Annotated in this window: 15 protein-coding genes; 9 read left to right on the top strand and 6 right to left on the bottom strand. The window is 70.4% G+C overall.

The window, feature by feature from the left end; genetic code table 11:
- Positions 1-6: 6 nt before the first annotated feature.
- Both ppdK and ACYUD3_RS24645 read right to left on the bottom strand, forming a co-directional pair.
- Positions 7-2,727 (bottom strand): pyruvate, phosphate dikinase, encoded by a 2,721-nt coding sequence (ppdK, locus tag ACYUD3_RS24650; RefSeq protein ID WP_470974203.1) that lies wholly within the window; start codon positions 2,725-2,727, stop codon positions 7-9.
- A gap of 379 nt (positions 2,728-3,106) precedes the next feature.
- Positions 3,107-4,339 carry an ROK family protein gene (locus ACYUD3_RS24645; RefSeq protein ID WP_470973591.1) on the bottom strand — a complete coding sequence of 411 codons (1,233 nt, stop codon included), beginning with the start codon at positions 4,337-4,339 and terminating at the stop codon, positions 3,107-3,109.
- 124 nt (positions 4,340-4,463) lie between these two features.
- Here ACYUD3_RS24645 and ACYUD3_RS24640 point away from each other — a divergent pair, with 124 nt between their 5' ends.
- The 3 genes from ACYUD3_RS24640 (at position 4,464) to ACYUD3_RS24630 (ending at position 9,840) form a co-directional block, all read left to right on the top strand.
- On the top strand, positions 4,464-5,879 hold the full coding sequence (locus tag ACYUD3_RS24640; RefSeq protein WP_470973588.1) for an MGH1-like glycoside hydrolase domain-containing protein: 1,416 nt from the start codon (positions 4,464-4,466) through the stop codon (positions 5,877-5,879).
- Positions 5,876-7,816: an amylo-alpha-1,6-glucosidase gene (locus ACYUD3_RS24635; protein ID WP_470973585.1), complete on the top strand. Its 1,941-nt coding sequence runs from the start codon at positions 5,876-5,878 to the stop codon at positions 7,814-7,816. The genes ACYUD3_RS24640 and ACYUD3_RS24635 overlap by 4 nt, the downstream gene beginning before the upstream one ends.
- 272 nt (positions 7,817-8,088) lie before the next feature.
- The gene (locus ACYUD3_RS24630; protein ID WP_470973581.1) at positions 8,089-9,840 is read left to right on the top strand and encodes an alkaline phosphatase family protein; all 1,752 of its coding nucleotides are present in this window, start codon (positions 8,089-8,091) and stop codon (positions 9,838-9,840) included.
- Positions 9,841-9,851: 11 nt separating this feature from the next.
- Here the strand turns inward: ACYUD3_RS24630 and dusB are convergent, their stop codons facing one another.
- Complete coding sequence (gene dusB / locus ACYUD3_RS24625) at positions 9,852-10,991, bottom strand: tRNA dihydrouridine synthase DusB (protein WP_470973577.1); 1,140 nt, start codon at positions 10,989-10,991, stop codon at positions 9,852-9,854.
- A gap of 106 nt (positions 10,992-11,097) precedes the next feature.
- Between dusB and ACYUD3_RS24620 the strand changes: the two genes are divergently transcribed.
- Together ACYUD3_RS24620 and ACYUD3_RS24615 are read left to right on the top strand one after the other, a co-directional pair.
- On the top strand, positions 11,098-12,555 hold the full coding sequence (locus ACYUD3_RS24620) for an MFS transporter (RefSeq protein ID WP_470973572.1): 1,458 nt from the start codon (positions 11,098-11,100) through the stop codon (positions 12,553-12,555).
- A 236-nt stretch (positions 12,556-12,791) separates the two neighbouring features.
- Positions 12,792-13,205 carry a hypothetical protein gene (locus ACYUD3_RS24615; RefSeq protein WP_470973568.1) on the top strand — a complete coding sequence of 138 codons (414 nt, stop codon included), beginning with the start codon at positions 12,792-12,794 and terminating at the stop codon, positions 13,203-13,205.
- Between the two features lie 85 nt (positions 13,206-13,290).
- On the opposite strand, the gene ACYUD3_RS24610 is transcribed toward ACYUD3_RS24615, so the two are convergent.
- Positions 13,291-14,673: a glycine--tRNA ligase gene (locus tag ACYUD3_RS24610; protein ID WP_470973565.1), complete on the bottom strand. Its 1,383-nt coding sequence runs from the start codon at positions 14,671-14,673 to the stop codon at positions 13,291-13,293.
- A 151-nt stretch (positions 14,674-14,824) separates the two neighbouring features.
- Between ACYUD3_RS24610 and ACYUD3_RS24605 the strand changes: the two genes are divergently transcribed.
- The 4 genes from ACYUD3_RS24605 (at position 14,825) to ACYUD3_RS24590 (ending at position 17,933) form a co-directional block, all read left to right on the top strand.
- Complete coding sequence (locus ACYUD3_RS24605; protein ID WP_470973561.1) at positions 14,825-15,781, top strand: metal ABC transporter substrate-binding protein; 957 nt, start codon at positions 14,825-14,827, stop codon at positions 15,779-15,781.
- Positions 15,782-15,794: 13 nt separating this feature from the next.
- On the top strand, positions 15,795-16,559 hold the full coding sequence (locus tag ACYUD3_RS24600; protein ID WP_470973558.1) for a metal ABC transporter ATP-binding protein: 765 nt from the start codon (positions 15,795-15,797) through the stop codon (positions 16,557-16,559).
- A 1-nt stretch (position 16,560) separates the two neighbouring features.
- A complete protein-coding gene (locus ACYUD3_RS24595; RefSeq protein WP_470973555.1) occupies positions 16,561-17,454 on the top strand; it encodes a metal ABC transporter permease in 894 nt (297 codons plus the stop codon).
- Positions 17,455-17,516: 62 nt separating this feature from the next.
- Positions 17,517-17,933, top strand: a complete 417-nt coding sequence (locus tag ACYUD3_RS24590) for a Fur family transcriptional regulator (protein ID WP_470973552.1) — start codon at positions 17,517-17,519, stop codon at positions 17,931-17,933.
- Positions 17,934-17,940: 7 nt separating this feature from the next.
- On the opposite strand, the gene ACYUD3_RS24585 is transcribed toward ACYUD3_RS24590, so the two are convergent.
- Positions 17,941-19,257, bottom strand: a complete 1,317-nt coding sequence (locus tag ACYUD3_RS24585) for a histidine-type phosphatase (protein WP_470973549.1) — start codon at positions 19,255-19,257, stop codon at positions 17,941-17,943.
- Between the two features lie 60 nt (positions 19,258-19,317).
- Positions 19,318-20,172: an isoprenyl transferase gene (locus ACYUD3_RS24580; protein ID WP_470973546.1), complete on the bottom strand. Its 855-nt coding sequence runs from the start codon at positions 20,170-20,172 to the stop codon at positions 19,318-19,320.
- Positions 20,173-20,177: the final 5 nt, after the last annotated feature.

Here is a 20,177-nt window from a genome sequence, read left to right as displayed (position 1 = left end):
GGGGCCTCAGCGGTGGTCGCTGCCCGCCGACTGGGTCGCCGCGCGGCCGGCCTCCAGGCGGGCGACGGGGATGCGGAACGGCGAGCAGGAGACGTAGTCCAGCCCGACCTCGTGGAAGAAGTGCACGGACTCGGGGTCGCCGCCGTGCTCGCCGCACACCCCGAGCTTCAGGTCGGGCCGGGTGGCCCGGCCCGCCTCCGCCGCCGACTTCACGAGCGAGCCGACGCCGTCGCGGTCGATGGTCTCGAAGGGCGACACCCCGAAGATGCCCTTCTCCAAGTAGGCGGTGAAGAAGGAGGCTTCGACGTCGTCGCGGCTGAACCCCCATACGGTCTGCGTCAGATCGTTGGTGCCGAAGCTGAAGAACTCGGCGGCCTCGGCGATCTGACCGGCCGTCAGAGCGGCGCGGGGCAGCTCGATCATCGTGCCGATGGCCAGCTTGAGTTCGGTCCCGGTGGCCGCCTCGACCTCGGCGACGACCTGGTCGGCCTCCTCGCGGACGATCTCCAGTTCCTGGACGGTGCCGACGAGCGGGATCATGATCTCGGCGCGCGGGTCGCCCTTGGCGGCCTTGCGGGCGGCGGCGGCCTCGGCGATGGCGCGCACCTGCATGGTGAACAGGCCGGGGATGACGAGGCCGAGACGGACGCCGCGCAGGCCGAGCATCGGGTTCTGCTCGTGGAGGCGGTGGACGGCCTGGAGCAGGCGCAGGTCGTTCTCGTTGTGGTCCTTGCGGGCCTCGGCGAGCGCGACGCGGACCGACAACTCGGTGATGTCGGGCAGGAATTCGTGCAGCGGCGGGTCCAACAGGCGGACGGTGACAGGGAGTCCGTCCATCGCCTCGAACAGCTCGATGAAGTCCTGCTTCTGCAAAGGGAGTAGGGCCTTCAGTGACTCCTCGCGCTCTACCTCGGTGTCCGCGAGGATGAGCCGTTCCACCAACTCCCGCCGGTCGCCCAGGAACATGTGCTCGGTGCGGCACAGCCCGATCCCCTGGGCGCCGAACCGCCGTGCGCGCAGGGCGTCTTCGGCGTTGTCGGCGTTGGCGCGCACCCGCAGCCGGCGCTTGCGGTCGGCGAACGCCATGATGCGGTGCACGGCCTCGACGAGCTCGTCGGCCTCCTCGGCGCCCGCGTGCATCCGGCCCTCGAAGTACTCGACGACCGGGGAGGGCACGACGGGCACCTCACCGAGGTAGACCTTGCCGGTGGAGCCGTCGATGGACAGGACGTCGCCCTCCTCGATGACGTGCCCGCCGGGCACGGTCATCCGGCGCCGCTTGGTGTCGACCTCCAGCTCCTCGGCGCCGCAGACACAGGTCTTGCCCATGCCGCGCGCGACGACGGCCGCGTGCGAGGTCTTGCCGCCGCGCGAGGTCAGGATGCCCTCGGCGGCGATCATGCCGTCGAGGTCGTCGGGGTTGGTCTCGCGGCGGACCAGGATGACCTTCTCGCCGGAGCGCGACCACTTGACGGCCGTGTACGAATCGAAGACGGCCTTGCCGACGGCGGCGCCCGGCGAGGCGGCGATGCCCCGGCCGACCTGCTCGGCCTTGGCGTCCTCGGCGAAGCGGGGGAACATCAGCTGGGCGAGCTGCGCGCCGGTGACGCGCTGGAGGGCCTCGGTCTCGTCGATGAGGCCCTGGTCGACGAGCTGCGTCGCGATCCGGAACGCGGCGCCCGCCGTACGCTTGCCGACGCGGGTCTGGAGCATCCACAACTGGCCGCGCTCGATGGTGAATTCGATGTCGCAGAGGTCCTTGTAGTGGTTCTCCAGCGTGGTCATGATCCGCATCAGCAGGTCGTACGACGCCTTGTCGACCGTCTCAAGATCGGCGAGGGGGACGGTGTTGCGGATGCCGGCGACGACGTCCTCGCCCTGGGCGTTGGCGAGGTAGTCGCCGTAGACGCCCTGGTAGCCGGAGGCGGGGTCGCGGGTGAAGGCGACGCCGGTGCCGGAGTCGGGGCCGAGGTTGCCGAAGACCATGGAGCAGATGTTGACGGCGGTGCCGAGGTCGCCGGGGATGCGTTCCTGGCGGCGGTAGAGCTTGGCGCGGTCGCCGTTCCAGGACTCGAAGACGGCCTTCACCGCGAGGTCCATCTGCTCGCGCGGGTCCTGCGGGAAGTCGCGTCCCGTCTCCTGCTTGACGATCTTCTTGAAGGTGGCGACCAGCTTCTTCAGGTCGGCGGCCTCCAGGTCGGTGTCGACCGTGACCTTCTTCGCCTGCTTGGCCTTCTCCAGCGCCTCCTCGAAGCGGTCGCCGTCGACGCCGAGGACGGTCTTGCCGAACATCTGGATGAGCCGCCGGTAGGAGTCCCAGGCGAACCGCTCGTCCCCGGCCTGCGCGGCGAGGCCCTGCACGGAGGTGTCGGAGAGGCCGATGTTGAGGACGGTGTCCATCATGCCCGGCATGGAGAACTTCGCGCCCGAACGGACCGACACGAGAAGGGGGTTGTCGCTCTGGCCGAGCTTCTTGCCCATCCGGGTCTCAAGGGTGTCGAGGTGCGCGCTCACCTCGTCACGCAGTGCCGCCGGTTCCGCGCCGCTGTCGAGGTAGACCTTGCAGGCGTCGGTCGTGATGGTGAATCCAGGGGGGACCGGGAGGCCGAGGTTGGTCATCTCGGCGAGGTTGGCGCCTTTGCCGCCCAGGAGGTCCTTGAGGTCCTTGTTTCCTTCGGTGAAGTCATAAACGAACTTCGTGGTCCGCGGTGTTCTGTTCTCCGACACGGTTCTCGACTCCCTCAAGGACGCGACGGCTGCCCTGACGACGAGGAACATACCCAGATCCCAGGCCTGCGGGGAGGTCCGGCCGGGTGTCGCGAGCCGGAGTCCCGCCATGTACCAACGGTTCACAGGTCAAGGCCGAGCAAAGGACGGCGACCCCTTTCGTTCACTTCCTGAAGGCGGCCACATCTTCCCCACCCGGCATGACGCTCACGTGAGCGACATTCCACACGTATGAGTTCGCCCGGTGAACACTCAAGGAGTGGCACCCAGTGCCACCCCTTGAGGAAGTGCAGCCACCCACGATTCGCTCATGTGAGCGCAACCCTTATCAAGAGTGGCGAGTATCACGCCCCCTACCGGCGCCCCCGATACCGGCGCCCTAATACCCGAGCGCCGCCAACCGCCGCTCCACCCGCTCCGGCGCATACAGATGCTCCACGACCAGCGCCCCCGCCCCCACCAGCCCCGCCCGGTCCCCCAGCCGTGAGGTCACGACCTCCAGATGGGCGGTCGAGCGCGGCAGCGCCCGCTGGTACAGCAACTCCCGCACCCCGGTGAGGAACGGCGTCCCCGCGAGGTCCCCGGCGATCATCAGCACGCCCGGGTTGAGCAGCGTGACGACGGTCGCGAGCACGTCGCCGACCTGCCGCCCGGCCTCCCGCGCGAGCGCCGCCGCCTCCGTGTGCCCGGCCGCCAGCAGCTCCCGCACATCGGACCCGGACGCCGCCGGCACCCCGGCCTCGGCCAGCCGCCGCGCGACCGCGCCCCCGCTGGCGACGGCCGCGAGACAGCCGTACGAGCCGCAGCGGCACAGGGCGTCGGCGCCGACCCGGATATGGCCGAGGTCGCCCGCGCCGCCGTCGACGCCCCGGAAGATCGAGCCGTCCACGACGACCCCGGCGCCGATCCCGGTCGAGACCTTGACCAGGACGAACGCCGAGCAGTCGGGGTGGGCGGCGCGCTGTTCGGCGTACGCCATGAGGTTGGCGTCGTTGTCGACGAGGACGGGGACGGCCGGCGCGGAGGTGTGCTCGGTGAAGGCGCGGGCGAGCCGGCCCCTTATGTCGTAGCCGTCCCAGCCGGGCATGATCGGGGGCTGGACGACGCGGCCGGTCTCGGTGTCGACGGGGCCGGGTACGGCGAGGCCGATGCCGCACACCTCGTCCGCGCGGTGATCCGCCTTCGCCAGCAACTCCTTGAACCAGCGCCCGAGTTCACCGAGGACCTGTTCGGGTCCCTCCTCGACGACGAGGGTGCCGGAGAGTTCGGCGAGCACGTCGCCGGTCAGCGAGAGGACGGCCGCGCGGGCGTGCCGGGTGTCGAGATCGGCGGTGAGGACCACCGCGTGGGAGGCGTCAAACTCCAGGGTGATGGACGGGCGTCCGCCCAGGGGCGAGTCGACCGGCCCTCCGGCGCCCTCGCGCAGCCAGCCCGCGCGGAAGAGGCGGTCGAGGCGCTGGCCGACGGTCGCGCGGGACAGTCCTGTCGCCTGCTGGAGGGCGCCGCGCGTGGTGGCGCGTCCGCTTCGCACCAGTTCGAGCAGGTCTCCGGCGCTGCCCTGACCCCGAACCTGACCCCGAACCCCGCTACGGCCCTGCGTTCGATTCGTCATGCGCACCCCCTTGTGTTTCCCAACCCTGCATTACATATTGAGTTTTGCGTGTTAAATAGACGTAACCATACGGCGGCACCTGCCGAACCGGCCGGTGAGCCATGTCGCCTTCGGGGAGCCCCGAGTGGATCGCACCACCAAGTCCCGCACCAGCGCCGCCGCGTACGACTCCGGCGGACCACTGCACCAGGGTGCGGTACGGGTGCTGGAGGAGAACTGGACGGGCACGTCCACGGTCCCCTCGCGCAGTCTGTACCCGCACCAGTGGTCGTGGGACTCGGCGTTCATCGCGATCGGACTGCGCCATGTCGCGCCGCTGCGGGCCCAGTCGGAGCTGGAGACCCTGCTGGCGGCGCAGTGGGGCGACGGGCGGATCCCGCACATCGTGTTCAACCCCTCCGTCCCGCTCGACGCGTACTTCCCGAGCCCCGACTTCTGGCGCTCCTCGACCGCAGGGCGCGCGGCGGGCGCCCCGCGCACCGTACAGACCTCCGGCATCGTGCAGCCACCCGTCCACGCGCTGGCCGCCTGGCTGGTGCACCGGGCGGACCCCGCGCTGTCGCGGGCGCGCGGCTTCCTGGCCCGGGTGTACCCGCGGCTCGCGGCCTGGCACCGCTATCTGCGCCACCGCAGGGACCTGGGCGGGGGCGGGCTGGTGTCCGTCGTCCACCCCTGGGAGCAGGGGATGGACAACTCCCCTTGCTGGGATGCCCCGTTGGCGCGGATCACACCCGCGCCGGCCCGCTCCTTCCGCCGGGCGGACCTCGACCACGGGGCTGCCGAGGACCGGCCGACGGACCTGGACTACGGGCGGTACGTCCGCCTGGCGGCCGACTACCGGGACGGTCAATACGCGGATGGACAGGGGGAGTTCGCGGTCGAGGACCCGGCGTTCAACGCCCTGCTGATCGCCTCGGAACACGCACTCGCCTGTGTGGCCGAGGAGTTGGGCGCCCCGGGCACCGCCCGCCACGCCCGCGCGCGGCACTTGACGGACGTCCTGCTGGAGCGCCTGTGGGACCCGGCGGAGGGCATGTTCTTCTGCCGGGACGTGAAGGAGGGCGCCCTGATCCGCGAACGCGGCGTCTCGGGCCTGATCCCGCTCCTGCTGCCGGACCTGCCGCGCGACACGGTGAAGACCCTCGAACGCACCCTGGCGGGCCCGCACTTCGGCCTCGGTACGACGACCCGGCTCGCCCCGTCCTACGACCTGCTCGGCGAGGCGTTCGACCCGCACCGCTACTGGCGCGGCCCGGCCTGGTTCAACACGAGCTGGCTGCTGGAGCGGGGCCTGAGGCGGCACGGCGAACTCGCGCGGGCCGACGCGCTGCGCACCGCGTTCCTGGAGACGGCGGGCGCCTGCGACTTCGCGGAGTACGTCGACCCGCGCACCGGCGCGGCCTGCGGGGCGACCCGCTTCGGCTGGACGGCCGCACTCACGCTGGATCTGCTGCACGACAAGGAAGTTGACGAGGCGTCAGACATGGTGGCGCCCGTCATGACGATCGCGGGGACCACCAAGGGAGGGGACCTGGGATGACGGACCGGCATCATCTGCTCGTACACGGCGGGACGTTCGCCGCCATCGGCGACCGTGGGGACATCAGCGGCGTACGCGGTGCCGGCGCCTCTCCGGACGGGCTGTTCGTGCGGGACGCACGGCACCTGAGCCGCTGGCAGCTCACCGTCGACGGGGCGGTACCGGAGATACTGACCCCGGTCGCGGACAGTGACAGCGCGTCCTGCGTGCTCGTCCCGCGCGGCGGCCGGACCGAACCGCCCTCCTGCACCCTGTTCCGCGAACAGGCGGTCGGGGACGGCTCGTTCATCGAGTCGCTGCGGGTGGTGAGCAACCGCCCGGTGCCGACGACGGTCCGCCTCGCGGTGACCGCCGACGCCGACTTCACCGACCAGTTCGAGCTGCGCTCCGACCACCGCACGTACGCCAAGTCCGGCGCCGTCCGGCGCCGTCATGTCCTGGACGACGGCGTGGAGTTCACCTACCGGCGCGGCGAGTGGCGGTCCTGCACGACCGTCACGGCGGACCCGGCGCCCGACGGCGTCGAGGAGACCGGCACCGGCGCGCGCCGCCTGGTGTGGGACGTGGACCTCGAACCGCACGGCGCGGCCGAGCTGACCCTGCGGGTGATGGCGCGTCCGCACGGCGAGAAGCGCGCGCTGCGGGTGCCCAGCTCTCCGCAGGCCCTGCGCGGCGAACTCCTGTCCTCCGAGGGCGAGTTCATAGAGGGCGTCGCCTTCCCCACCGGCTGGCCGGAGCTGTCGGCGGCCTGCGCGCGCGGCCTCGCCGACCTCGCCGCGCTCCAGGTCGCCGCGCACGGACCGGACGGCGAGGAGCTGCGCGTCCCGGCGGCCGGCGCCCCCTGGTTCCTGGCGCTGCTCGGCCGCGACGCCCTGCTGACCTCCTTCTTCGCCCTCCCCTACCGCCCCCAGCTGGCCGCCGCCACGCTGCGCGCGCTCGCGGCGAGCCAGGCCACCGAGACGGGCCCGCAGACGGTCTCCCAGCCCGGCAAGATCGTGCACGAGCTGCGGCACGGCGAGCTCGCCCACTTCCAGCAGGTCCCCTACGGCCGCTACTACGGCTCGGTCGACGCGACCCCGCTGTTCCTCGTGCTGCTCGGCGCGTACGTGGAGCAGACCAGGGACGTGGCGCTGGCCCTGCGCCTGGAGCGGCACGCGCGGGCGGCCGTCGACTGGATGCTGGACCACGGCGGCCTCTCCTCGCGCGGCTATCTCGTCTACCGCGCGGACCAGGGCGGCCTGGCCAACCAGAACTGGAAGGACTCCCCCGGCGCGATCTGCGGCGCCGACGGCACCCGGGTGCGCGGCACGGTGATGGCGGCGGGCGCCCAGGGCTACGCGTACGACGCCCTGCGCCGCACCGCCCACCTGGCCCGCACGGCCTGGCAGGACGAGACGTACGCGGCCCTCCTGGAGCAGGCGGCGGCCGATCTGCGCGACCGCTTCCAGCGCGACTTCTGGATGCACGGCGCGGGTTTCCCGGCGCTGGCCCTGGACGGCGAGGGCCGCCATGTCGACGCCCTCGCCTCCGACGCGGGCCACCTGCTGTGGTCGGGCCTGCTCGACAAGGAGTACGGCAAGGCGGTGGGCCGGCGGCTGCTGGAGCCGGACTTCTTCTCCGGCTGGGGCGTGCGCACACTGGCGGCCGGGCAGCCGGCGTACCACCCGCTGTCGTACCACCGGGGTTCGGTGTGGCCGCACGACAACGCGCTGATCACGCTGGGGCTCGCCCGGTACGGGCTGCACGACGAGGCCCGTACGGTCGCCCACGCGCTCGTCGACGCGGCGACCGCGACCGGGCACCGGCTGCCGGAGGTGCTCGCCGGGTACGGGCGGGAGGCGCACGCGGCGCCGGTGCCCTATCCGCACGCGTGCATCCGCGAATCCCGGTCCGCCGCCGCGCCGTTGGCGCTGCTGACGGCGGTGGGCGGGGCCTGAGTCCGGTGTCCGCCGGGGCACTTGGGCGGGCGTTTGCCCGGTGTTTGCCGAGCGCTGTCCCGCGGAACTGAACACGCGCGCGGGACAGCCCGTACGAAACGGTGGCGGACCCGGCCCTCCACACCGGGTCCGCCGTTCCACCGGGTTTCGTACGGAAGGACCTTCGGGTGCCGGTCTCCACACGCTCACGTCAACTGCCGGAACCGGAATCGGAGCCTTCCGAGGGGGCCTCTGCGGGGGGTGAACCGGAGGCGGCGGATACGGTTGCCGGTGTGACAGGTGAGGCAGAGGGCGCTGTGCGGGTCAGCCTTGAGAAGGCTCCGCCGACTGAGACCCCCGAACCCCGGTTCGCCGCGCTGCGTTCGTGGCGGTCCTGGCGGGAGCGCTTCCCCCGCGCCGCCCGGATCGTGTGGTGGAGCGGGACGGTTCTCTCCGTGCTGTTCGTCTACGCCGCGATGCTGCTGCCGGTGCAGCCGGACGTCATGGGGCCTGCCGCGTTCGTGCGGGTGCCGGGTGAACTCATCGTGCTCGCCGTGCTGTTGATCGCGCTGCCGCAGCGGGCGCGGACCGTGCTGGCCGTCGTCAGCGGGGTCGGGATCGCCGCGCTGACCGTCGTCAACCTCATCACCATGGGGTTCTGGTCGTATCTGGGGCGCAGCTTCAACCCGGTGCTCGACTGGGGGCTGTTGGACGACGCGAAGTCGTATGTGGCGGACTCCATGGGGAAGTTGACGGCGAATCTGCTGGCCGCCGGGGTGGTCGTCCTCGTCGTGGTGGTGTTCGGCGGGATGGTCGGGGCGCTGCTGCGGATCGCCGCGGTTCTCGGGCGGGATGTCCAACTCGCCACGCGGGGGACCTTGTTGGTGGGGACCGTGTGGATAACCTGCTCGATCCTCACGCTGGATCTCGCCGGGCAGCCGATCGCCACGTACCGGGCCGCGGACTCGCTGAACTTCCAACGGCGGCAGGTCCAGGAGACGTTGCGGGACGAGGCCGAGTTCGCGAAGATCGCCAAGAGCGACAAGTTCGGGAACACGCCCGCTTCCCAGCTGGTGCCGGACCTGCGGGGCAAGGACGTCATCTTCACGTTCATCGAGAGCTACGGGCGCAGCGCGATCGAGGACCCGATCATGGCGCCCGGCGTCGACCAGATGCTCACCGAGAACACCGCCGCGCTCGCGAAGGCCGGCTTCCACGCGAAGAGCGGCTGGCTGACGTCGTCGACGTACGGGGGCGGGAGCTGGTTCGGGCACTCAACTACGCTCTCCGGGCTGTGGATCGACAACCAGCAGCGGTACCGGACGGTCATGGCGAGCGATCACCTCTCGCTGACCAAGGCGTTCCAGAAGACCGGCGCCTGGGACACCGTAGGGATCATGCCCGGGGTGCAGAAGAGCTGGCCGGAGCAGCGGTACTACGGGCTCGACCGGGTCTACAACGCCTTCCAGATGGGTTACCAGGGGCCGAAGTTCAGCTGGTCGACGATGCCGGACCAGTACGCGCTGGAGGCGTTCCAGCGGCTGGAGCACGGCAAGAAGCGGGACAAGCCGCTGATGTCCGAGATCATCCTGACGTCGAGCCACCAGCCGTGGGCGCCGCTCCCGAAGCTGGTGGACTGGGCGGACGTCGGGAACGGCTCGGTCTTCGACGCCATCCAGAAGGAGGGCCTGCACGTCTCCGACATCTACAACGACCAGACCAAGTCCCGTGCGGAGTACGGGAAGTCGGTCCAGTACTCGGTGACCGCGCTGACGCAGTGGATGCAGCGGTACGCGTCCGACAACACGGTTCTGGTGTTCCTCGGCGACCATCAGCCGATCGCCAAGGTGAGCGGCGACAAGGCGAGCCGGGACGTGCCGATCTCGATCGTCGCGAAGGACCCGAAGGTCCTGGAGAAGGTCGGCTCCTGGAACTGGACGGACGGGCTGCGCCCGGCGCACGACGCGCCGGTGTGGAAGATGGACCTCTTCCGGGACAAGTTCCTGACGGCGTACGGGTCGGTCCCGCACCCGACCAAGAACTAACCCTCTTTTTCTCAGCCCCCGGACGTGTCCAGTTCCGCGTCCTCGCTGATGCCCGCGCAGTCGTAGGGGTCCTTCAGCCAGCCGTCCGGCAGCACCACCCGGTTGTTGCCGGACGTACGGCCCCGCGGGCCGTCCGCGCCCAGGGGCCAGGCCTGGTCCAGGTCCAACTCCTGCAAGCCCTCGGCCAGTTCGGCGAGCGACGACGTGATCGCCAGCCGCTTGCGCATCTCGCTGCCGACCGCGAAGCCCTTGAGATACCAGGCGACGTGCTTGCGGAAGTCGACGACCCCCTTCTGCTCGTCCCCCAGCCACTCGCCGAGCAGCCGCGCGTGCCGGACCATGACCTCGGCCACTTCCCTGAGCGCCGGCCGCGCGTACTCGGTACGCCCCTCGAAGGCCGCCACCAGATCCGCGAACAGCCACGGCCGCCCCAGACAGCCCCTGCCGACGACGACCCCGTCGCAGCCCGTCTCCCGCACCATCCGCAGCGCGTCGTCGGCCGACCAGATGTCACCGTTGCCGAGCACGGGGATCTCGGGGACGTGCTCCTTCAGCCGGGCGATGGCGTCCCAGTCCGCGGTGCCGCCGTAGTGCTGGGCGGCGGTGCGGCCGTGCAGGGCGATCGAGGTGACGCCCTCCTCGACGGCGATCCGGCCGGCGTCGAGGTAGGTGATGTGGTCGTCGTCGATGCCCTTGCGCATCTTCATCGTGACGGGGAGGTCCCCGGCGCCGCTGACCGCCTCGCGCAGGATCGCGCGCAGGAGGTTGCGCTTGTAGGGGAGGGCCGAGCCGCCGCCCTTGCGGGTCACCTTCGGGACCGGGCAGCCGAAGTTCAGGTCGATGTGGTCGGCGAGGTCCTCTTCGGCGATCATGCGGACCGCTTTGCCGACCGTCGCGGGGTCGACGCCGTAGAGCTGGATCGAGCGGGGGGTCTCGGTGGCGTCGAACCTGATGAGCTGCATCGTCTTGTCGTTGCGCTCGACCAGGGCCCGGGTCGTGATCATCTCGCTGACGAACAGGCCTTTACCACCGCTGAATTCCCTACAGAGAGTACGGAAGGGCGCGTTGGTGATCCCGGCCATGGGGGCCAGGACGACCGGCGGCCGGACGGTGTGGGGGCCGATCTGGAGGGGGGTCACGGGCTCGGGCATTCCCCCATTGTCCCGCATCCGGCATGGTCACTTGTACGGGTGAAAGATTCCTCATGTAGCGACCATTAGTTAGACGCACTATCGAAATCGGCGTAGGGTGGCACACATGACCGAGCTGAGCCCGCGCCGCCGCATGCTGGTGCTCGTGATCTGCTGCATGAGCCTGCTGATCGTGAGCCTTGACGTCACCGCCCTCAATGTCGGCCTGCCCGTGATGCAGCGCGAACTGGGCGCGAGCACGGCAGGCCTCCAGTGGACGATTGACGCGTACACGCTGGTGCTCGCCTCGCTGCTGATGCTCGCGGGGTCGACGGCGGACCGGATCGGCCGCAAGAAGGTCTTCATGGTCGGCCTGGTGATCTTCACACTGGGCTCGCTGCTGTGCTCGCTCGCGCCGAATCTGGAGTCGCTGATCGCGTTCCGGATGCTCCAGGCGGTGGGCGGTTCGATGCTCAACCCGGTCGCGATGTCGATCATCACGAACACCTTCACCGACCCGCGCGAGCGGGCGCGGGCGATCGGGGTGTGGGGGGCCGTCGTCGGGATCTCGATGGCCGCCGGGCCGCTGGTCGGCGGGCTGCTCGTGGAGTCGGTCGGGTGGCGGTCGATCTTCTGGGTCAACATCCCCGTGGGCACCGCCGCGCTGCTGCTGACGCTGCGGTTCGTCCCGGAGTCCCGCGCCCCCAAGGCCCGCCGCCCCGACCCGGTCGGGCAGGTGCTGGTGATCGCCCTGTTCGGCTCGCTGACCTACGCGATCATCGAGGCGCCGACGGCCGGGGTGGGTACGGTCGTGCCGTTCGCGGCGATCGCCCTCGCCGCCCTGATCGGACTGCTGCGGTACGAGCCCCGGCGCGCGGAGCCGCTGATCGATCTGCGGTTCTTCCGCTCGGCGCCGTTCTCGGGGGCGACGGTGATCGCGATCTGCGCGTTCGCCTCGCTGGGCGGGTTCCTCTTCCTGTCCACGCTGTACCTCCAGAACGTGCAGGGGCTCAGCGCGCTGCACGCGGGGCTGTGGATGCTGCCGATGGCGGTGCCGATGTTCCTGTGCGCGCCGCTCGCCGGGCGGCTGATCGGCAGCCGGGGGCCGCGGATACCGCTGGTCGTCGCGGGGGTCGCCATGACCGCGAGCGCGCTGCTGTTCGCCGCCTTCCAGGCGGAGACGTCCGTGCCGGGCCGGCTGATCGGCTACACCCTCTTCGGGATCGGCTTCGGCTTCGTCAACGCGCCCATCACCAACACCGCCGTCTCCGGGATGCCGCGCAGCCAGGCCGGGGTGGCCGCCGCCGTCGCCTCCACCAGCAGGCAGCTCGGCTCGACCCTCGGGGTCGCCGTCGTCGGCGCCGTCCTCGCCTCCGGCATAGGTTCGTCGTCCTACCGCGCGACCTTCGTCTCCGCGGCGGGCCCCGGCTGGTGGATCCTCGCCGGCTGCGGCCTCGCCACCCTCGTCCTCGGTCTCCTGACCAGCGGCAGCTGGGCCCGGGCCACGGCCGAGCGGACGGCGCAGCGGCTGGAGATACGCGAGCCGGGGGCGGAAGAGGCGGCGACCGTCTCGGCGGCGGGGTGACTCCTGCAAAAGCGGCGGCCACTGTCTCGCCGACGGGCTGACCCCGGCTTCCCGCGTAAGAAACTTCCCCACCCCCGCCCACTCCCCACCTGCGCCTTTCCCCCCGCCCCCGGCCCCTTCCCGCCCTCCCCTCACCTCCCCGACTCGCGCCCTGACCCGAGCCGAGGAAACCTGGGAGGTGCGGCCCGGATCACCGGGCGGTTCACCCGGGGGGACACAGAGACCGGGAGTCATACATGAACGCCCTGCTCAGCCGCAGCACCCATGCCCTCGCCGCCGGCGCGCTCTCCGTGGCGCTGCTGTCGGCCGGTTCGGCGGGCGCCTTCGCCGCGAGCTCGCCCAAGCCGCACCCCTCGAACAGCATGTCCCCGATGACGATGGGGAGCATCACCGTCAAGGCCGACAAGACCACGGTGAAGTCCGGCGACGAGGTCACCTTCACCGGCCACACCAAGGGCCTGAAGATCGGCTCGAAGCTGACGCTCCAGCACCAGAAGGGCAACAAGTGGACGACGCTCAAGGGCTCGACCACCGTGAACAAGGGCAGCGGCTACACCCTCAAGCACAAGTTCAGCAACAAGGGCACCGAGCATCTGCGGATAGCCTCGGGCAAGGTCTACTCGCCCACCGTCACCCTCAAGGTGAACTGAGCCCGCGCCCCCACGCACCACAGCGCGGACGTGACAAGGCCGGGCCCCTCATCAGCAGAGGCCCGGCCAGTCCCCGCAGCGAAGATCAGCAGCCGACCAGACGGCTCGCGAGGTACCCCTCGATCTGGTCCAGCGAGACCCGCTCCTGCTTCATCGAGTCCCGCTCGCGCACGGTCACCGCGTTGTCCTCGAGCGTGTCGAAGTCGACGGTCACGCAGTACGGCGTACCGATCTCGTCCTGGCGGCGGTAGCGGCGGCCGATCGCGCCGGCGTCGTCGAACTCGATGTTCCAGTTCTGCCGCAGCGCCTGCGCGAGCCCCTTGGCCTTCGGGGACAGCTCGGGGTTGCGGGAGAGCGGGAGGACCGCGACCTTCACGGGAGCCAGGCGGTGGTCGAGGCGCAGCACCGTGCGCTTCTCCAGCTTGCCCTTGGCGTTGGGCGCCTCGTCCTCGACGTACGCGTCGAGCAGGAACGCCAGCATCGCGCGGCCGACACCGGCGGCGGGCTCGATGACGTACGGCGTCCAGCGCTCGTTGGCCTCCTGGTCGTAGAACGACAGGTCCTGGCCGGAGGCCTTGGAGTGGGCGCCGAGGTCGTAGTCGGTGCGGTTGGCGACGCCCTCCAGCTCACCCCACTCGTTGCCGCCGAACTGGAAGCGGTACTCGATGTCGGCGGTGCGCTTGGAGTAGTGGGAGAGCTTCTCCTTGGGGTGCTCGTACCACCGCATGTTCTCCTCGCGCATGCCGAGGCCGGTGTACCAGTTCCAGCGCTCCTGCATCCAGAACTCCTGCCACTTCTCGTCCTCGCCCGGCTTGACGAAGAACTCCATCTCCATCTGCTCGAACTCGCGGGTGCGGAAGATGAAGTTGCCGGGCGTGATCTCGTTGCGGAAGGACTTGCCCATCTGGGCGATGCCGAACGGCGGCTTCTTGCGCGAAGCGGTCTGCACCAGCGCGAAGTTGGTGAAGATGCCCTGCGCGGTCTCGGGGCGGAGATAAGCGACGGAGCCGGTGTCCTGGGTCGGGCCGAGGTGGGTCGACAGCAGGCCGGAGAACTGCTTGGGCTCGGTGAACTGGCCCTTGTTGCCGCAGTTGGGGCAGTTGATGTCGGCCATGCCGTGCTCGGGGAGGCGGCCGTGCTTGGCCTCGTACGCCTCCTCCAGGTGGTCCGCGCGGTACCGCTTGTGGCAGGCGGTGCACTCGGTCAGCGGGTCGGAGAAGGTCGCGACGTGACCGGAGGCCACCCAGACCTCGGAGGCCAGGATCACGGACGAGTCGAGACCGACCACGTCCTCGCGCGACGTCACCATGTAACGCCACCACTGGCGCTTCAGGTTCTCCTTGAGCTCGACACCCAGCGGGCCGTAGTCCCAGGCGGCGCGCTGTCCGCCGTAGATCTCACTACAGGGGAAAACGAAGCCACGGCGCTTGCTCAGGCTGACGATGGTGTCGATCTTGTCGGCGGCCACGGTGCTCTCTTCATAACGAGGATTACAGGGGTGCTCGGAGCGAATCCTCAGCGTACCGGCGGGGCCGCCCCTTGAACCAAATCGTTGCCTTCACTTCCTCTTACCCAAGGCTTGTTGACAACGGTTTCCATATTTGTTGAAAATGGCTTTCATGAACGTACGACGACTCATATCGGGCACCGCCCTCACGGCGGCCGGCGCCCTCTCCCTCGCCGCCCTCACCGGCTGCTCCTCCGACTCCGCCGCCGCGAGCAGCGACGGCAAGCTCGACGTCGTCGCGTCGTTCTACCCGATGGCCTTCCTCGCCGAGCAGATCGGCGCCGGACATGTGAGCGTGACCAGCCTCACCGAGCCCGGGCAGGAACCGCACGACCTGGAGATCAGCGCCAAGCAGACCGCGCGCCTGGAGAAGGCCGACGCGATCGTCTACCTGAAGAACCTCCAGCCGTCCGTCGACGCGGCCGTCCAGCAGTCCTCCGTGAAGACGAAGGTCGACGCCGCCTCCCTCGTCTCGCTGGAGAAGCACGGCAACGAGGTCGGCGGGCACGCGGCCGAGGCCGACCACACCAAGAACGACGAACTGGCCGGGCTCGACCCGCACATCTGGCTGGACCCGGTGCGCTACGCGCAGGTCGCCGAGGGCGTCGGCAAGGCCCTGGAGAAGGCCGACCCGAGCCACGCGGGCGACTACACGAAGAACACCGCCGCCCTGGTCGCGAAGCTGAACGCCCTCGACGCGCAGTTCAAGACCGGCCTCGCGGACACGAAGACGAAGGTCTTCATCACCACCCACGCCGCCTTCGGCTACCTCGCCGAGCGCTACGGCCTGACCGAGGAGGCCATCAACGGCCTCGACCCCGAGTCGGAGCCCAGCGCGGCGCGCGTGAAGGACCTTGAGAAGATGGCCAAGGCCGACGGCGTCACCACGGTGTTCTACGAGACGCTCGTCAGCGACAAGACCGCGAAGACCATCGCCTCCGACGCCGGACTGAAGACGGACGTCCTCGACCCGCTCGAGGGCATCACCGCGAAGTCCCGCGGCAAGGACTACTTCTCGGTCCAGGAGGCCAACTTGACGGCGCTGCGGACAGCCCTGGGGGCGAAGTGACTTGGAGGACGCCATGAACGGCACGAACGAGCCCGTCATAGCCCTGCGCGGGGTCCGCGCCGAGCTGGGCTCGCGGCCCGTCCTCCGCGGGATCGACCTCACCGTGCGGCGCGGTGAGGTCGTCGCGCTGCTCGGCGCCAACGGCTCCGGCAAGTCGACGGCCGTGCGCACCCTCATCGGGCAGGTCGCGGTCAGCGCCGGCGAGGTCGAGCTCTTCGGCACGCCCCGCAGGCGGTTCCGCGACTGGTCCCGGGTCGGCTACGTCCCGCAGCGCACGACCGCCGCCGGCGGCGTCCCCGCGACCGTCACCGAGGTCGTCTCCTCCGGCCGCCTCTCCCGCGCCCGCTTCGGGATGCTCCGCAAGGCCGACCACGCGGCCGTGCGCCGGGCCCTGGAACTCGTCGGCATGGCCGACCGTTCCAAGGACAACGTCGACGCGCTCTCCGGCGGCCAGCACCAGCGCGTCCTGATCGCCCGCGCGCTCGCCTCCGAGCCCGAGCTGCTGATCATGGACGAGCCGATGGCCGGCGTCGACCTCGCGAGCCAGGAAGTCCTGGCCGAGACCCTGCGCGCCCAGGTCGCGGCGGGCACGACGGTCCTGCTGGTGCTGCACGAACTCGGGCCGCTGGAGCCGCTGATCGACCGGGCGGTCGTCCTGCGCGACGGCTGCGTCCTGCACGACGGACCGCCCCCGCAGGCCGTGGGACAACACGCCCTGCCGGGTCACGACCACGTACACCCGCACGAGCCGCTGCACACCACGGGACTGCTGAGCTGACATGGACTTCCTCGACTACGCCTTCATGCAGCGGGCCCTGCTCGCCGCCGTCCTCGTCGGCATCACCGCCCCCGCCGTCGGCATCTACCTCGTCCAGCGCCGCCAGGCCCTCATGGGCGACGGCATCGGGCACGTCGCGATGACCGGCGTCGGCCTCGGCTTCCTGCTGTCCTGGTCCCCGATCTGGATGGCCACGCTGGTCTCCGTGCTCGGCGCGATCCTCATGGAGCTGATCCGCTGGTTCGGCCGCACCCGGGGCGACATCGCCCTCGCGATGCTCTTCTACGGCGGCATGGCCGGCGGCGTCATGTTCATCAACCTCGCCCCGACCGGCTCCAACGCCAACCTCACCTCGTACCTCTTCGGCTCCCTGTCGACCGTCTCGCAGTCCGACGTCACCGCGATCTGCCTGCTGGCCGCGTTCGTCGTGCTCGTCACGCTGGGCCTGCGCCGGCAGCTGTTCGCCGTCAGCCAGGACGAGGAGTTCGCGCGGGTCACCGGGCTGCCCGTGCGCGCGCTGAACCTGCTGACGGCCGTCACGGCGGCGGTCACCGTGACCGTCGCCATGCGGGTCGTGGGGCTGCTGCTGGTATCGGCACTGATGGTCGTACCCGTCGCCGCCGCACAGCAGTTGACCAGGAGTTTCGCCGCCACCTTCGCCATCGCGGTGGCCATCGGGGTGAGCGTCACGCTCGGCGGCACGATCACCTCGTACTACCAGGACGTACCGCCCGGCGCGACGATCGTGCTGCTCACCATCGGCGCGTTCATCCTGCTGACGGCGCTGTCGGCGCCGCTCGCCCGGCGGCGCGCCCGTGCCGCGGACCCGCTCGGGGACCCCGCGGAGTGCGCGATTCCGGCCAGCCGTCGGGCTGGTGCCAAGACCGGCGTCTGACCAGGCACAGTCCGGGCTGGCACAATGGCCCGGGCAAGTGCCCAGACGTTGAGGAGGCAACGGTGACGACCGCTGGACCACCCGTTAAGGGCCGCTCCACCAGGCAGCGTGCCGCTGTGGCCGCGGCACTCGACGAGGTCGACGAGTTCCGCAGCGCCCAGGAGCTCCACGACGTGCTGAAGCACAAGGGCGACTCGGTGGGCCTCACGACGGTCTACCGCACGCTCCAGTCACTGGCCGACGCCGGTGAGGTCGACGTGCTGCGCACCTCCGACGGGGAGTCGGTGTACCGGCGCTGCTCCACCGGCGACCACCATCACCACCTCGTGTGCAGAGCCTGCGGCAAGGCGGTCGAGGTGGAGGGGCCCGCGGTGGAGAAGTGGGCCGAGGCGATCGCGGCGGAGCACGGGTATGTGAACGTGGCGCACACGGTGGAGATCTTCGGGACCTGCGCGGAGTGCGCGGCGGCGATGCGGTAGCCGAAGGTCACGCCCTTCCGAAGCAGCGCTCCAGCTCATCCAGCGCGTAGAACGTGCTGCCCTTCTTCACCGGCGTGCACCCCGCCTTGAAGGGCACCTCCTTCTCGTTGTACAGCATCCTGACCAGGTACTGGTCGCCCTTCGCGTACACGTCCCACTGGATGTTCGCGCCCAGCGGCGCCACCGCCGCACCCCGCCAGGGGTTGTTCTCGTACGTGTAAGGCGTACCCGGCGCCGCCGCGGCCGTGCTGCCCGGCAGGCCCATCAGGGCCGCCAGCGGGATGATCTCCTCGGCGTGGGTGAAGCGGAGTTCGGCGCCCAGGGTGCTGGTGCCCGCCCTCTTCGCCTCCGCCTTCTTGAAGAAGTCGTCGAGCAGGACGCCCGCCATCTTGTAGGTGATGTCGGAGTCCTTGAAGCCGGGGCCCTTCTCGTAGAAGTCCTCGGCGTCCCCGAGGTAGCCGAACCAGGAGGCGTCCGTGCGGGAGAGGTAGCGGTCCATGCCCCAGCCCTTGCCGCCGGGGCTCTCCTGGCTCATCGCGGGGGCGATGGCGTACAGGTTGTAGACGGCCTCGGCGGCGGCGACCTGGTCCGTGATGCCCGCTACGAACGCCGGCTTGAAAAGCTTCCGCAGAACGCTCACCGCCGCCTGAGACGTCTTCGGCTGCTCCTCGACCGACTTCAAAGTCGCCGCCAGCCGCTGGTCGCCCGCAATGTAGTCCCGATAAGCGGCCCCGCCCGCCGCCTTGTGGAAGTACAACAGGTCCTTGTCGGTGCGGGTTTCACCGATCAGCGGCTTCAACGCCGGGTCCTTGGCTGCGAGTTCACCGGCGTACTCGTTCGCGCTGTCGATCGCCCGGCCCTGCCCCGAGCTGACGACGTCGATCTTCTCGCCGCCCGCCGCGATCCTCGTGAACAGCGACGGCAGCCGGGCCGCCATACGGTCCGCCGTGTCCCGCATCTCCTCGCGGCCCCGCCCGCTGAGGTTGCCGTACCCGACCTTCGCCATCGCGGCCAGCAGCGCCCGCACCTTGGGCCCGAACTCCTCGCCCTTGCCGGTGAGTTGACCGGACGCGGCGGCCTTGTCCCACAGCCCCAGGATCAGGTCCCCGTCCTCGCTGTCGGTGGCGGCCCGGGAGCCGTGCCGGGAGACGTTCTCCGTGAAGACGGGAGCGAACCCGGCGGGCGCCTTCGAGTAGGAGGTCTGCTGCGGGGAGTACGGCGCCTTGGTGCCGTAGCTCTCCAGGTGGGCCGGGGGCGCGGCGGAGGCGGGGCCGGCGGTGGCGAGCAGGGCGCACAAGGCGACGACGGGGGTTACGGGCTTCATGGGCGGATCGTCCGTGAGCCGCGTGAACCCCCGGCCGCCGGGGGCGTGAACCAGAGGCGACTACGGGGTGTCGTCCGACTCCCCGCCCGCCGCCGCCTCCATCGCCATCAGCTCCTCGTTGGGGATCGCCCCGCCGAACCGCCGGTCGCGGGAGGCGAATTCGAGGCAGGCCCGCCACAGGTCACGGCGGTCGAAGTCGGGCCACAGGACGTCCTGGAACACCATCTCGGCGTAAGCGCTCTGCCAGATCAGGTAGTTGGAGGTGCGCTGCTCGCCGCTGGGGCGCAGGAAGAGGTCGACGTCCGGCATGTCGGGGTAGTACAGGTACTTCGCGAGGGTCTTCTCGTTGACCTTGGACGGGTCGAGGCGGCCCGCCTTCACGTCCTCGGCGAGCGCCTGCGCGGCGTCGGCGATCTCGGCGCGTCCGCCGTAGTTCATGCAGAAGTACAGGGTCAGCCTGTCGTTGCCCTTGGTCTGCTCCTGGGCGACCTGGAGCTCCTTCGCGACCGACTTCCACAGCTTGGGCATCCGCCCGACCCAGCGCACGCGGATGCCGAGCGCGTCGAGCTGGTCGCGGCTCTTGCGGATGAAATCGCGGTTGAAGTTCATCAGGAAGCGCACCTCGTCGGGCGAGCGCCGCCAGTTCTCGGTGGAGAAGGCGTACAGCGAGATGTTCTTCACACCCATCTCGACGGCGCCCTGGAGGACGTCGAGGACCTGCTCGGCGCCGACCTTGTGCCCCTCGGTGCGGGGCAGCCCGCGCTGCTTGGCCCAGCGGCCGTTGCCGTCCATGACGATCGCCACGTGCTCCGGCACCAGCTCGCCGGGCAGCTTCGGCGGGCGCGCGCCGGAGGGGTGCGGGTCCGGCTCCCGGTACTCGCGCCGCTGCCGCCCCAGAATCCCGCGTACGACCATGACCT

The sequence above is a fragment of the Streptomyces sp. AMJ-169 genome (assembly GCF_055597585.1).
The sequence above is the reverse complement of the archived record's forward strand: the minus strand, read 5'-3'. Positions and strand labels throughout refer to the sequence as shown.

Bases quoted from the DNA above. Each gene is read 5' to 3' on its own strand.
- ACYUD3_RS24645 (WP_470973591.1), bottom strand. From the start codon at position 4,339: ATGACGAATCGAACGCAGGGCCGTAGCGGGGTTCGGGGTCAGGTTCGG.
- ACYUD3_RS24635 (WP_470973585.1), top strand. From the start codon at position 5,876: ATGACGGACCGGCATCATCTGCTCGTACACGGCGGGACGTTCGCCGCC.
- dusB (WP_470973577.1), bottom strand. From the start codon at position 10,991: ATGCCCGAGCCCGTGACCCCCCTCCAGATCGGCCCCCACACCGTCCGG.
- ACYUD3_RS24600 (WP_470973558.1), top strand. From the start codon at position 15,795: ATGAACGGCACGAACGAGCCCGTCATAGCCCTGCGCGGGGTCCGCGCC.
- ACYUD3_RS24620 (WP_470973572.1), top strand. From the start codon at position 11,098: ATGACCGAGCTGAGCCCGCGCCGCCGCATGCTGGTGCTCGTGATCTGC.
- ACYUD3_RS24585 (WP_470973549.1), bottom strand. From the start codon at position 19,257: ATGAAGCCCGTAACCCCCGTCGTCGCCTTGTGCGCCCTGCTCGCCACC.
- ACYUD3_RS24605 (WP_470973561.1), top strand. From the start codon at position 14,825: ATGAACGTACGACGACTCATATCGGGCACCGCCCTCACGGCGGCCGGC.
- ACYUD3_RS24615 (WP_470973568.1), top strand. From the start codon at position 12,792: ATGAACGCCCTGCTCAGCCGCAGCACCCATGCCCTCGCCGCCGGCGCG.
- ACYUD3_RS24580 (WP_470973546.1), bottom strand. From the start codon at position 20,172: ATGGTCGTACGCGGGATTCTGGGGCGGCAGCGGCGCGAGTACCGGGAG.
- ACYUD3_RS24595 (WP_470973555.1), top strand. From the start codon at position 16,561: ATGGACTTCCTCGACTACGCCTTCATGCAGCGGGCCCTGCTCGCCGCC.